The 14,240-nt window shown below is 32.6% G+C and carries 13 protein-coding genes; all 13 read left to right on the forward strand.

The window, feature by feature from the left end:
* Positions 1-31 precede the first annotated feature (31 nt).
* Positions 32-2,011 carry a methyl-accepting chemotaxis protein gene (locus DTL3_RS03765; RefSeq protein ID WP_045087591.1) on the forward strand — a complete coding sequence of 660 codons (1,980 nt, stop codon included), beginning with the start codon at positions 32-34 and terminating at the stop codon, positions 2,009-2,011.
* 11 nt (positions 2,012-2,022) lie between these two features.
* Positions 2,023-2,613, forward strand: a complete 591-nt coding sequence (locus DTL3_RS03770) for a hypothetical protein (protein ID WP_045087592.1) — start codon at positions 2,023-2,025, stop codon at positions 2,611-2,613.
* A gap of 167 nt (positions 2,614-2,780) precedes the next feature.
* Complete coding sequence (gene ord / locus DTL3_RS03775) at positions 2,781-3,797, forward strand: 2,4-diaminopentanoate dehydrogenase (protein ID WP_045087593.1); 1,017 nt, start codon at positions 2,781-2,783, stop codon at positions 3,795-3,797.
* Between the two features lie 13 nt (positions 3,798-3,810).
* The gene (ortA, locus tag DTL3_RS03780) at positions 3,811-4,113 is read left to right on the forward strand and encodes a 2-amino-4-oxopentanoate thiolase subunit OrtA (RefSeq protein WP_045087594.1); all 303 of its coding nucleotides are present in this window, start codon (positions 3,811-3,813) and stop codon (positions 4,111-4,113) included.
* Positions 4,106-5,515 (forward strand): 2-amino-4-oxopentanoate thiolase subunit OrtB, encoded by a 1,410-nt coding sequence (ortB, locus tag DTL3_RS03785; RefSeq protein ID WP_045087595.1) that lies wholly within the window; start codon positions 4,106-4,108, stop codon positions 5,513-5,515. Before ortA ends, ortB begins: the two co-directional genes overlap by 8 nt.
* A 22-nt stretch (positions 5,516-5,537) precedes the next feature.
* The gene (locus DTL3_RS03790) at positions 5,538-5,924 is read left to right on the forward strand and encodes an ornithine aminomutase subunit alpha (RefSeq protein WP_045087596.1); all 387 of its coding nucleotides are present in this window, start codon (positions 5,538-5,540) and stop codon (positions 5,922-5,924) included.
* Positions 5,905-8,088 carry a D-ornithine 4,5-aminomutase subunit OraE gene (oraE, locus tag DTL3_RS03795; RefSeq protein ID WP_045087597.1) on the forward strand — a complete coding sequence of 728 codons (2,184 nt, stop codon included), beginning with the start codon at positions 5,905-5,907 and terminating at the stop codon, positions 8,086-8,088. The genes DTL3_RS03790 and oraE overlap by 20 nt, the downstream gene beginning before the upstream one ends.
* A gap of 366 nt (positions 8,089-8,454) precedes the next feature.
* Positions 8,455-9,567 (forward strand): DNA polymerase III subunit beta, encoded by a 1,113-nt coding sequence (gene dnaN / locus DTL3_RS03800; protein WP_045087598.1) that lies wholly within the window; start codon positions 8,455-8,457, stop codon positions 9,565-9,567.
* A 4-nt stretch (positions 9,568-9,571) separates the two neighbouring features.
* A complete protein-coding gene (gene ispF / locus DTL3_RS03805) occupies positions 9,572-10,060 on the forward strand; it encodes a 2-C-methyl-D-erythritol 2,4-cyclodiphosphate synthase (protein ID WP_171820581.1) in 489 nt (162 codons plus the stop codon).
* Positions 10,050-10,724, forward strand: coding sequence for an endonuclease V (nfi, locus tag DTL3_RS03810; RefSeq protein WP_045087599.1), 675 nt, complete (start codon positions 10,050-10,052; stop codon positions 10,722-10,724). Before ispF ends, nfi begins: the two co-directional genes overlap by 11 nt.
* Positions 10,721-11,854: an MFS transporter gene (locus tag DTL3_RS03815; RefSeq protein ID WP_045087600.1), complete on the forward strand. Its 1,134-nt coding sequence runs from the start codon at positions 10,721-10,723 to the stop codon at positions 11,852-11,854. Before nfi ends, DTL3_RS03815 begins: the two co-directional genes overlap by 4 nt.
* 86 nt (positions 11,855-11,940) lie before the next feature.
* Entirely contained in the window at positions 11,941-13,434 is a 1,494-nt protein-coding gene (locus tag DTL3_RS03820) for a YifB family Mg chelatase-like AAA ATPase (RefSeq protein WP_045087601.1), read from the forward strand.
* Between the two features lie 27 nt (positions 13,435-13,461).
* On the forward strand, positions 13,462-14,091 hold the full coding sequence (locus tag DTL3_RS03825; protein ID WP_045087602.1) for a pyroglutamyl-peptidase I: 630 nt from the start codon (positions 13,462-13,464) through the stop codon (positions 14,089-14,091).
* The last annotated feature ends 149 nt before the right edge of the window (positions 14,092-14,240 follow it).

Below are 14,240 nucleotides of genomic sequence, written 5' to 3' on the forward strand. Positions count from 1 at the left end.
AACATTTAAAATCCTTTGAGGGGGAGTACATATGAAGTTGAAGTGGAAGATAACGGTCTTAATTTTATTGGTCTTGGCTTTACCTGTGGTAGTTATCATAACTTATTCGACTTTGAACTATGGTGATACCCTTAAAGATAAAGCCGCACAGATAATTCAAGTAAATAACGAAAAATTGGCAGACTTTTTTAGTCAATATATAAGCGACTTAAAAAGGGTGGGTTCTACCATTGCTTCAGATCCAGATGTTTCAAATATCACAAATCAAAGTAATGAGGATACAGAGCGCATGTACTCGAATCTTCAAAATTATTTTGAACAGTATGAAGAATTTATAGCAGTATATGTGGGAACAAAAAATGGAGATATGTTTATGAGGCCCGTTGAGTCAGAAAAGCAACTTCCAGAAGATTTTGATCCTAGGACTAGGCCCTGGTACAAAGATGCTGTAGCAAAGCCTAATGAAGTTATTATTACTGATCCATATATTGATGTTGTAACAAAAGATACCTTGGTTACAGTATCAAAGGCGGTTAAAAGTAGCAAAGGTGAAATTGTTGGTGCAGTTGGAATAGATCTTTCCATGTCAAAGATAAGTGAAATGCTTAAGAAGGATCTAGGATTTAAAGAAACTTTGTTTGTAATAAACAATAAAGGGATAATAATATTTCATCCAGATTCTAAAAGGATTGGGTTAGATATCTCAAACGAAAGTTACTTTAAAAATTTGAAAGGACAGACAAACGTTTCTTATGTTAAAGATGGCCCAGTATTTTATACGTGTACAAAACTTAATGGAATTGATTGGACGTTGATAACTGAGGTTAACGTTAAAAATTTATTTGGTGAAGTTAGATCAATCACTAACGTAAATCTTTTTATAGTTATAATAGTTGCGGTTTTAGCTATATTATTGGGGATATTCTTTACAAACAGGTTTATTACTAAGCCAATTAATCAATTAAAAACTCATATCACTGAAATTGCAAAAGGAGATCTTACACAAAAAGTAGAAATAACTTCAAAAGATGAAATAGGAGAGATGGCAGGGGCATTAAATGAGGCTATTGAAAGTTGGGCAAATTCAATAGTTTCGATAAGAGAAGGCGCTATTAATATAGATGGTTCATCATCAGAGATAATGAATATCTCTAGAAATAGTGCAAAATCCTCTGAAATTTTATCCCAGAAGGCATCGGAAATTAGCGAGAATGCACAAGATACTTCCGCTTCAGTGGAAGAAGTAACATCTGGTATTGAAGAAATAGCTGCTTCTGCACAAAACGTTTCTAGATCGGCTCAAGAGCTTAATCGAGCTGCTTCTGAAACTGAGAATGCTGCTAATGAAGGCTTGAAATCAATAAATTCAATAAGTGAAACAATAAAAAATGCTGTTAATAAGTCAAAAGAAACTCAAAGTGTTGTAAAGGAGTTAATTGAAAGGTCTGTTAATATAGGTAAAATTGTTGAGACCATCAATTCTATAACAGAACAAACTAATCTTTTAGCTTTAAACGCTGCTATAGAAGCGGCAAGAGCAGGAGAAGCAGGAAGAGGGTTTGCGGTAGTAGCAGATGAAATAAGGAGTCTTGCCGAAGAATCAAAAACAGCGACTACTAAAATAGAAGAAATTCTTGATGGAATTAAAGATAGTACAAACATTGTTGATAACTTTACAAATGAGACTGTTGAAATAATAAATCGAATAGATGATCAAATGACAGATATAAGCTCTAATTTTAAAGAGATATTATCTATGGTTAAAAATTTAAATAATGGCATAGATAATCTAACAGCCACTTCACAAGAACAGAGCGCCAGCACAGAAGAGATGAGTTCGGCAATGGATAGGGTCGCTCAAGCAGTTAATTCTATAAGTGAGAGTTTGCATGAGATTTCTAGACTGATTTCTACCCAAAAAGAAGACGCCAAAAAACTTGAACAAAGCGCAAAGACGCTTTCTGAATTAGCAGAAGAACTCTCAGAAAAAATTAAAATGTTTAGAGTATAGGAGAAAGTATTTTGTTTAAACTGTATTTAGCTTATTATTTAGAAGTACTAAGTGATAGTCAATTAGAAACTATATCTAAATTAAAGTTTGAAACTTATGAAAGAGATGGCATTAACAAATTTAGGAAGGAAATAAATTCTAAAAAAGAAACCTACAACGTTCTAAAAATATTTAAAATATTTGAGATAGTTCCAGGATACGCAGTTCAAAAAGAGGATATATATTATGATTTTGACGAAGAATCGCGTGAAAAGAATGATTTAATAATCTCTGAACTAGGGCAAGATTTTTTGATTTTTTTGTTAACACTTTTAGAAAATGAAAAAGATTCTATATTGAAAGCTAGAGAAAATATAGGTTCGATGTTAGAATCTCTTTCGTATGACTATATGGTTCAGATAAGTTTATGGAATAAGTATGGATTCGCAAGGTTGTATATAAAACAAGGTGAAAAAGATCTAGGTTTTATAGATTTGATTAATAGGTGGTATAAAACGGAACAAGAATATAAGATTTTTTTTGAAGATTTACTAAAGGACAATCGAGTAAATAAATTGTCTAGTTATTTTACCAGAAAAGAAGGATATGTTAAAATTTCTTAACAAATTGAATTAAAGTTGAAAAAGCGTTAAGAGCGTCTAATCGTCTTTTATGATGATTAGACGCTTTTATTTTAGGATAACGACTATTTATAGAGATTGAGAAATGTTACTATAAATTGTAAAATGTATTATGAGGATGAAAAATATTTCATAAGGGGGTTATTTTTATGTATAGGGTTGCAATCTGGGGTTTTGGAGCTATGGGAAGTGGAATAGCAAGGAATGTTTTGAGTAAATATGACTTACAATTAGTTGGAGTTTATGATATTAGAGAAGAATATATTAATAGAGATGTAGGAGAACTATTAGGTTTGGGAAAAACAGGAATTAAAGTCTTTGATAATCCCGAAAAAATGATCGTTGAAACTAATCCCGACCTTGTTGTAATAGCAACCTCTTCTTTCATATCGAATGTAAAAGACCAAATAATTACAGTTTTAAGAAATAATGTGAATGTCATTACAATAGCAGAAGAAATGGCTTACCCTTTTTACACGGATATAGAAGCTGCTAATGAAATCAACAATGTAGCTGTTAGACACAATATGAGTGTTTTGGGAACAGGTATAAATCCTGGTTTTGTTCTTGATACGTTAATAATAACCCTGACGGGAGCTTGTTTAAACGTTAGAAAGATAAAGGCTTCAAGAATAAACGATCTTTCTCCTTTTGGGCCCACAGTGATGCAGACTCAAGGTGTAGGTTCGACACCTGAAGAGTTTGAAAAAGGGATTAGAAATGGCTCGATAGTTGGCCATATAGGATTTGAACAATCTATAGATATGATTGCGGATGCTTTAGAATGGAATATTACCCACATTGAAGAAACTAGAGAACCAATAATTTCAAGTGTTGTAAGAGAAACAAAATATGTAAGGGTAGAACCAGGAATGGTTGCTGGTTGTAAGCATATTGCTAAGGCATACTCAGAAGATAAATTGATAATCGAATTAGAACATCCTCAACAAATTCTACCTGAACTTGAAGATATTGAAACTGGTGATTATATTAATATTGAAGGTAATCCTAATATTTCTTTATCAATAAAACCAGAGATTCCTGGAGGTAAGGGTACTATAGCCATTGCTACTAATATGATACCAAGTGTTATAGAAGCGGAACCTGGATTAGTAACTATGTCTGATTTACCTATTCCAAGAACGTTAATAGGGGAATTTTATTGAAAGGGGAGATTTTATGAAAGCCAAAAAAGGAGATTGGGTTCAGATTCACTTTGTTGCTTTGAAACCTCAAGAAAGGTCAGAACACTTACCAGAAGATACAAAAAAAGTTCCTTTTGAAATCCGCATAAAAGGATTTTTACAAAATGATGAAGCTAGTATAGGTGATTTAGTTGTTATAAAAACTCCTATAGGCAGAATTGTTGAAGGGGACTTGGAAAAGATAAATCCGGAATATGAGCATAATTTTGGAGAGCCCATTGCTGAACTTTTAGAAATAACTATGGATTCACTTTTTGAAGGTGATAGAAATGGATAAATCTTATGAAGCTGTAATGAACAGGCAAACAGAAATAATTAGAAAATCAATTGGGGTTGACTACGACAAATTTGAAATTGAAGGTATAGCATTTGATTATCAAAAGATGATGAAAGAAGCTGGTTATACAATAGCAGAAGTACAGAAAATACAAAGAGAAACGGCAGTTGGGAATACACCTTTAGTTGAGTTGAAAAATATAAATGCCTTGGTTAGAAAGCATTCTGATAGAGGCAAAGGTGCGAGAATATTCATAAAAGATGAACAAACAAATCCTTCAGGATCGTTTAAAGATAGAAGAGCATCTGTAAGTGTATATAGGGCTAAAGAATTGGGCTACAAAGGAGTTATTGCCGCAACAAGTGGTAACTATGGTGCAGCTGTTGCATCTCAAGCTGCTAAAAGAGGTTTAAAATCGATAATTGTTCAAGAATGTTTTGATTCAAGGGGTATTGGCCAACCAGAGATTTTAGAGAAAGAAAGGTCATGCGCCTCATATGGAAGCGAGATAGTTCAAACTACAGTTGGACCTGAATTGTTTTATTATACATTGTTGCTTTTGGAAGAGACTGGCTTTTTTAATGCCTCTCTTTATTCTCCTTATGCAATAGCCGGAATAGAGACTTTGGGTTGGGAAATTGCTAAACAAACCCAACAAATTACAGGTAGATTTCCTGATGTTGTTGTTAGCACTCATGCAGGTGGAGGTTTAACCACAGGTACAGCAAGAGGCCTCCAAAAAGCTGGGGCGACTAATACCATAATAGTTGGTGCAAGTGTGGATCTTAGAGGTCTTCATATGGCTTCTGATAATGATTTTAATAGAAAATCATTTACAACAGGACACACAGGGTTTGGTATTCCTTTTGCAGTGTTTCCAGATAGATCTGATGTTCCAAGAAATGCTGCTAGAGTTCTCAGATATATGGACAGATATGTCCTTGTTACACAAGGAGAAGTCTTCTATATGACAGAATTGCTTGCAAAGTTAGAAGGGCTTCAAAGGGGACCTGCTGGAAATACCTCATTAGCTGCTGCTTTTGCCTTAGCAAGAGAAATGAACGAAGATGAGATAATAGTTGTTAATGAAACTGAATATACAGGCGCAGGAAAATTACCTAGTGCTCAATTAACATTTGCAAAACAAAACAACATCGAAGTAAAAAAAGGAGATCCGATAAAAGAGGATAAACCCGGCGAAAGGATAGTAATTCCAGAGAGTCCTTTACAGATCGGTTATATAGAAATACCAATGATGCAATTAAAAGAATCATATATAAATCAACTTTTTAAAAGATTAAATAAAACAGAATTTACTAGAAAAGAAATAGAATTTATTGCAGAAGACATCAGAGAAAGTGTTGGAACGGTCCAAAAATTGATAGAAAAACTAAGGGCATAATTTTTTATGTGAGGTGTTGTTTATGAAAGAAAGACCAGATGATTTTATTGAGAGGTCAGAGAAACTGCAACACATGACAGATGAAGAGTTGAATAAATACTTTTGGGAACTTGCAGAAAGGGTGGTAGAACCTTTAGTAGAACTAGCTCAAACGCATACTTCTCCCTCAATAGAGAGATCTGTGCTGCTTAGAATGGGATTCAACTCGTTGCAAGCAAAGGCTCTTGTTGAAAGAATTTCTCAAGAAAGACTTTTGTCAAAAGGTGCGGGTAATGTTGTATATCAACTTGCGAATCTAAAAAATATTGATATCTTGCAAGCTGGAGAAGAACTAATAAAAGGAAATTATTGGGAAGAAGTAGAAAATTTATTCAAAGGTGGGAGTACAGATGAAACTTCAACCAAATGAAAAGATAAATATAGAAGAAATATTAAAAGATCTAGAAAATTATTCCCCAAAAAGAAAAGGGTGGACTTGGAGAAAAAAATTACCAGAAGGGATAAAAAAAAGTGATTTTGAATATTATCAAATAAGTGAAGATTTAAAAAATTCTATTCCCCTACCTTCTGCTCACTATTTTGAAAGCATTGATCCACAACCTGATACTGTAATAACGTCAGAAATAGCCTCAGGCAGATTTGAAGAGGATATACGAAGGATGAGAATGGCTGCATGGCATGGAGCAGATCATATAATGGTTATTAGAACATTAGGTCAAAGTCATGTTGATGGTCTTCTAGAAGGAACTCCAGAAGGAACTGGGGGTATACCAATAACTAGGAAGCAGCTTAGAGCTACTAGAAAGGCTTTAGATCTCATAGAAGAGGAGGTAGGTAGAGAAATAAATCTTCATAGTTATGTATCAGGGGTAGCGGGTCCCGAGATTGCTGTTCTTTTTGCTGAAGAGGGAGTAAATGGGGCACACCAAGATCCCCAATATAACATCTTGTATAGAGGGATAAATCCTGTAAGGTCTATTGTAGACGCTGCTGTTGCAAAGAAGATTATGGCTTGTGCTAATATGCTTCAAATAGATGGGGCACATAACGCCAATGCTTCTGCTAAAAAAGCCAGAAATGTGATGCCAGAATTACTTGTACAGCATGCAATAAATTCGTTATTTTCTTTAAAAGTTGGAATGAAGAAAGAAAATATTGCTTTGTCAACCGTGCCACCGGTTGTTTCGCCTTCACCAGAATTTAGAATAAATTTAGTGTATGCAGTAACCTTAAGGGAATTATTTAATGGATATAAATTTAGGGCCCAAATGAACACAAGGTATATTGAGTCAGATTTGTTTGATGCTACCAGGATTCATGTTTTAAATACAATGATATCAAGATTAACATCTGCTGATATACAATCAACAATTACCCCTGACGAAGGTCGAAACGTTCCATGGCATATTAATTCTATAAGAGGGGTTGAAACCGCAAAACATACCTTAATATCTGCAGATGGGATAAAAAAATATGTCAAACTTGATGAGGGAAAAATAAGGGAAGAAGTTAGAGAGTTGAAAAAGCGTGCTATATTAATGTTTGAAGAAATTATAGAAATGGGAGGTTATTTTGAGGCCCTTGAAAAAGGTATGTTTGTTGACAATGGTTTTTATCCAGAGAGATCTGGAGACGGAATTGTTAGATCAACAAATGGAGAAATTGCTGCAGGAACTGTTGTACCAAGAGATGAAGATTATATGGCACCAGTATGTGAACATTTTGGGTACAATAATTTACCAAAAAATATTGAAAAACCTTGTGATTTAATTGATGGATGTACTTTGCATAAAAGGGAAAAAATACAATATATAGATGAGTTAGACGAAGAAGATAATGTTAAAAAAAGGCTTTCTGAAATAAAAGAGTATAAGAGCCAAAATCTTATAAAACCGGAAGTTGAGTGGAGATATGATGGATGGATACAAATAGATATGACAATACCAGAACAAGAAGATTATGCACAAGCGGCCGCAATAGAAATATGTAAAAGAATGGGCCTAGAAGAGATACAAGTTATAGGTAAAAAAATTTTGCATCCTGCAGAAGGCACTTATTTAGAGTTGAAAGGGAAAGTTCCTTTTTTTATTAAAAAAGATGAATTGCAACTTCCAAAGAAAGAAGAATTACTTGATGACGATGAACTTTTCAACTTTTTTAGTAAACATAAAGTCAAAGTTGTGGCAGGTACCATCGGAAATGACGAACATAATATTGGAATAAGGGAAATTTTAGATATAAAACATGGTGGTATAGAAAAATATGGCATAAGTTATGTATACTTAGGTACCTCAGTTCCGCCAGAAAAGATTATAGATGCAGCAATAGAAGTAGGTGCACAAGCAATACTGGCTTCTATGATAATTACCCATAACGATGTTCATATTCAGAACATGATAAAATTACATCAAATAGCCGTTGAAAAAGGAGTAAGAGATAAAATATTAATAATAGTAGGAGGGACTCAAATAACTAATGATTTAGCTGTTAAAAACTATATGGATGCAGGGTTTGGAAGAGGTACTACCGGTAAACATGTTGCAACTTTTTTAGCTAAAAAGTTAAAAGATTAAACTGTTTAAAAAAACAATATAAATAAATATTTTTTAAATATAATTAGGGTCTTTCGGTCCCTAATTATATTTTTCGTATGTAAATACAGAATTTTAGCCATTATATCATTTATTTTTGATATAATAAAATAAATATAAAATTTTTATATTTATTTTAGCCTAATTAGCCATAGAAGTCACCCACTTCTATAAGGGAAGTAGTTCACAAATAGATCTAATATTATTAAAGTGTTGAGAAATGATTTTAATTAGTTAAGAAGAGTTCTCGACGGGCAACAATTAAGGTTCTGAACAATGTGACGATCTTATAGAGTATTTCCATAACCCAAGTGGGTAAGGTATATTTTTAAAAGGAGGAGGAAAATAATGGGTTTTCAAATAAACACTAAAGTTCTGAGAGATGCGGTGGAACTTGCTAATAATGCAGTTTCAAGAAAAACTACCAACCCTATTTTAAGTGGTGTAAAATTATATATTGAAGATAATGTTTTGCATATCTATACAACTGATTTGCAAACAGGTTTTCACAAGTGGCTAAAGGTTGAAGATGTAGATGGGCCCTTTTCGACCGTGGTTGAGCAGAAAGTTTTTTTAGAGATATTATCAAGTCTTTCTTCAGAGACGGTGCGAGTAGACTTAGACGGAGTGGTTAGATTGACCGGAGGAAATTCTAATTTTAAACTTCCAATAATGGATCCCGAAGAGTTTCCTGCTTTGACTTTTGATGTTTCCGGAAATGCTATATTCTTAGATAAAAATATTGTTTCTAAAATGATAGATAAAGTGTTATTCTGCGTTCTAAAAGATAGTTCTCCTTTATCAAGAAATCTTAACTCTGTTTATTGGGATTTTCGAAGAAGTGGGTTTTTAAACCTGGTAACTTCAGATTCTTTTAGATTAGCTTTATCAGAAATTGAAGTGGGGGAAGAAAATCTTCTATCTCCTTTTCTATTATCCTTAAGAAGTATGGAAGAGTTAAGATTGATATTATCTTCTTCTAAAACCGAAAAGATAGAAATCATTCAAAGTGGTTCGCAAGTGCTTTTTAATTTTGAAGATGATGATCTTCAATTAATTTTTAATACTGTAGAGGCAGAATTTCCAGATTATCTAGCTATTATCCCTCAAAGTTTTATAACTAAAATTAAGGCTAGGACATCTGATTTTTTATATATAATGAAGAGGATGTCTATAGTTTCTGGAAAAGAAGAATACACATTAATGAATATAAAAGATGGGTTAATAGTTTGTTATGCTAGTTCACCAGATATTGGTGAAGCTAAAGAAGAGATAAAGGTTGAACAAGAAGGAGAAAACATTGAAATAGCTTATTCTCCAAGGTTTTTTAGAGAGGCTTTAGAAAAAATAGAGACAGTTGAGTTTGAATTTAATATTTCAGGTGAGGAACTTCCTACTATTTTAAAACCTCTTGAAGATAATAGTTACATGTATATTATTATGCCGAAAAGGAAAGCTTAAATTAATGTTGAAGATAGGCTTTGGTTACGATGTTCATCCTTTTGAACAAAATAGAAAATTGATAGTAGGTGGCGTGGAAATTAAACATCCTAAAGGTATTGGATTATATGGGCATTCAGATGCCGACGTTTTGTTTCATGCTTTAATAGATGCGTTATTAGGAATGTGTGGGATGGGTTCAATTGGAGAATTATTTCCTGAGACTGATGAATATAAAAACATTAATAGTAGTGTTCTTTTAGATAAGACATGTTTATTTATAAGCAAGAAATATAGAATGACTATAAACAACATAGACTGTATAATTATTTCAAAGAGCGTGAGAATTGCACCATTGGTAGAAGATATGAAAAATAATATATCTCAAATAATTAAGATACCTACGAATATAATTAGTATAAAAGGAAAAAGTGGGAATGGGCTTGGAATTGGAGGAACTGATCAAGGAATAGAGGTGTATTGTGTAATTTTGGGTGATATAATTGAAATATAAAAAAATTCATGATTTTGAATTAACAAGAGAAGAAATGATTCTCATTCAAGAAAAACTATCACAAGAAGTTGAAATTATTTCTTACAAAGGCGTTCCCAAGATAGTTAGTGGAGTAGATCTATCTTTCCAAAGAGATAAGGCGATTGCTGTTATCGTAACGTTTGACTATGAAAGCCTTTCTTTGATAGATTTGACATGGGCAATCGATTTTGTAAAGGTTTCATATATGCCTGGATTTCTCGCTTTCAGAGAATTGCCAATATTTTTAAAGGCTTGGGAAAAACTTCAATGTGAGCCGGATATTGTATTTTTTGACGGTCAGGGTTATGCCCATCCTCGAAGAATGGGGCTTGCTACTCATGCTTCTTTTTTTATTGAAAAACCTACAATTGGAATAGCAAAATCGAAATTAATTGGTGATTATGTGGAACCAGGATACAAAAAAGGAGATTACTCTTTTTTGTATCATAAAAATGAGAAGATAGGTATTGTTTTAAGAACCAAAGATAAAGTTAAACCCATTTTTATTTCACCGGGAAATTGGATTGATTTTAGGGACTCACTAGAGTATACATTGAATTTTTGTACAAAGTATAGAATTCCAGAGATAACAAGGCAAGCACATTTATATACTCAAAATTTAAAAGAGAGGGGACCTTTGTGAACCAAAAAAATTCAAGAAATTTTATTTACTTTACAATGGTTATTTTTTCAATGGTTATGAATACCCTAGCACCCCTCATGACATCTATCCAAGAACGATTTTCAATTTCAGTAGCTGTATCTTCAATACTTCCATTTATAAGTACTTTAGGAACTATGATTTCTAACTTTGTTGGAGGATTTTTCATAGCACAGATAGGATATAATTTTTTTATAATAGGTGCAATTATTATTCAGATTGTGGGTTTAATCTTGTTTGCTTTTGCGGTTAATTTTCCTATGATAGTCATTGCAGTTTTTCTACTAGGCTTTGCTACTGGAGGTGTTTTTCTTACTCTAACCTCTTCATATTCACACTTAGATGGAAAATATCAAAATTTTGGTATTTATAATGCTTTCTTTGGTTTTGGAGGTATCTTTGCGCCCCTTTTGGTTAGCCTTTTTTTAAGATTAAATTTGGATTTTAGGTTCATCTATTTTTTCCATTTAGTGTTAGCTATTGTTATATTGATTTGGGTGTTATCCCTTAAACCTATCCCGAATATTAGATACGAAACAATTAAGTTTAAAGAAGCGCTTAATATAATAAGTAATAAATTTGTTTATTTGTCGTTACTTATATTTTTGTTGTATTCAGGAACAGAAATAGGAATAATTACATGGAGTGGTAATTTATTCTACAATGTTTTCAATTATTCAAAAGAATTTTCTTCGATTGTCCTTAGTTTATTTTGGATAGTTTTTACATTTGGAAGATTACTTACAGAGTTTTTGAATAAAAAATTTACAGAATTGGGAACAATTATTTACTTTTCATCTTCAGTTATAATCAGCATTGCTCTTTTACTAATATTCAAACATTATATATTCTTTTTATTTGTTGGTTTCAGCTTATCGGCAATATTTCCTACCATTCAAAAATATACAAATCAACATCTTCCAAAGAAATGGTTAGGTATGTATAATGGGCTTGCATTTGGTTCAACTGGTGTTGGGGCTATGATTATATCAACATCTATGGGTGTTGTTGGTGAAAGAAACTTTGTTATATCGTATTTGATACCCTTTATAACCTTTGCTTTAATTATTCTTGCTGCACAAAAATTAAGGATAGAAAAAGCACCTGAGTAATAACTTAAACTAAGAATCACATAATTCAATCAGATAATAAGATCGAATAAAATAGTTTTTGAAAAATCAAAAGGAGCTTAAAATGGATGAAGTATTCTAAGATTCAAACGGGATGTATAGACGGATTTAAGGTAGAAAATATACTTGTAGAAATAGATATAAACTCACGGTCAACCCAGCAGACTTTTAAAATTGTTGGTATGCCATCTACTTCAGTTTTAGAAAGCGAAAAGAGAGTTTTAAGTGCGATAAGAAATACCGGCTTTTCTATCCCAAATGGCTCTATAGTTGCTAATCTTTCTCCTACTTCTATGAAAAAAGAAGGTTCTCATTTTGATTTACCAATAGCTATCTCTCTTCTAGAAGCTTCTAGGCAGATAAAAGAGCTTGACAAGAACTATTTTATTTTTGGAGAACTTGGATTAAATGGAGAAGTTAGACCAGTTCATGGTATAGCTTTATTTTTAATGTTTATTAAAGAATTGAATAAAGAAGCAAAGTTTATAATTCCAAAAGGTAATCAAGAAGAAAGCGCATTTGTGAGCAAAAAAGATGTTTTAGTAATTGAGAATCTACGAGATATTGAAAGTATTTCTCTTGGAATTATAGACAAGTTCGAACCTTTTTATGAACGATCGAATGAAATTTTCTATGATATAGATTTTCAAGAGATAAGGGGACAAATCTTTGCAAAAAGAGCCGTGGAGATAGCTGCTAGTGGCTTTCACAATGTTTTAATGAAGGGGACACCTGGTTCAGGAAAAACAATGATTGCGAAAAGAGTACCTACAATTTTACCAGACATGACTAGAGAAGAGATCATAGAATCAACTATGCTCTATTCTGTGGCAGGTTATATGAATTTTATAGTTAACAGAAGACCTTTTAGATCTCCTCACCATACCGCATCAAGTGCATCAATAATCGGTGGTGGCGCTATACCTAAACCAGGAGAGATAAGTTTGGCACACAATGGAGTTCTTTTTATGGATGAATTTCCGGAATATAGAGCAGATGTAATAGAGGCTTTAAGGCAGCCTTTAGAAGATGGGGAAGTTGTAGTAACAAGGGCTAAGTCAGTTGCAAAGTTTCCAGCTAAGTTTATGTTGATAGCATCGCAAAATCCTTGTCCTTGTGGTTATTATGGTGACAAAGAGATTGAATGTACTTGCTCTATGAATCAAATAGTTAATTATAACAAAAAGATCTCTGGTCCTATTATGGACAGAATAGATATAAGAATAGATGTGCCGAGAGTAAAAATAGAAGAGTTGATGTCTAAAGAGGAAGGGGAGAGCTCTAAAAAGATTAAAGAAAGAGTTTCAAAAACCGCTCAAATTCAAATAAGAAGGCAAGGCAAATTGAATGGAAAACTATCTAATAAAGAGCTAAAGAAGGTAGCAAATCTTACAGATAAAGCTGAAAATTTTTTAAAACAAGCCTCGATGAATTTGAAATTAACTGCTAGATCAGTTAATAGGATTATAAAAATCTCACGTACTATAGCTGATTCATTTGAATCTAGAAATATAGAAATTAATCATGTGTCTGAAGCTTTGAATTACAGAGGTACAAGGTAGTTTTTTAAGTTTATTGGAGGATTAACTATGAAGAAACTATTAGTTACGGGTTTTGAACCTTTTGGAGAAGACAAGATTAATCCCACTCAAGTTCTTATAAACGCTTTGAAGGAAGAAAAGTTTGAGTGTACACAAATATATTTAGAGGTGTTACCTGTTTCATTTAAAAAGGTTAATAAGTTTTTGAAAGAATTGTTCGACAAGATAAAGCCAGATTATGCAATACACTTAGGGTTAGCAGGAGGAAGAAGTGGTATAAGTATAGAAAGGGTAGCCGTAAATATTATGGATGCAAGGATTCCAGATAATGACAACTTTCAGCCAATTGATGAACCAATAATAGAAGATGGACCTTCTGCTTACTTTTCAACATTGCCTGTGAAAGAAGTTTTGTACGAGCTAAGAAATAAAGGTATTCCTACTGTAATTTCTAATAGTGCAGGATTGTATGTGTGTAATGAGGTTATGTATTTGAGTTTATATTATTCAGATAAGTTGGGATATCCAGCTAAGACAGGTTTTATCCATGTTCCATATTTTCCTGAACAGGTAGTTCAAAAATTTTCTGATTTAGGGCAAAATTTACCGAGTATGTCATTTGACTTACAATTAAAGGCTGTTCAATTCATAATTAAAAAAACATTAGAAAAGCATTAAATTTTTGATTAATTTAGAAGAGGTTTAGTAAGTTTTGAACATAGAAAGTTGATAGTTGATAAAAGTTTTCAACATAGCCTAAAAAAGTTCATAACTTTTAAAAATACGAATTGTAAGTGTTCATAAATTACTGATTATTATGAGTGATA

This window comes from Defluviitoga tunisiensis (assembly GCF_000953715.1).
Classification (GTDB): Bacteria; Thermotogota; Thermotogae; order Petrotogales; family Petrotogaceae; genus Defluviitoga; species Defluviitoga tunisiensis.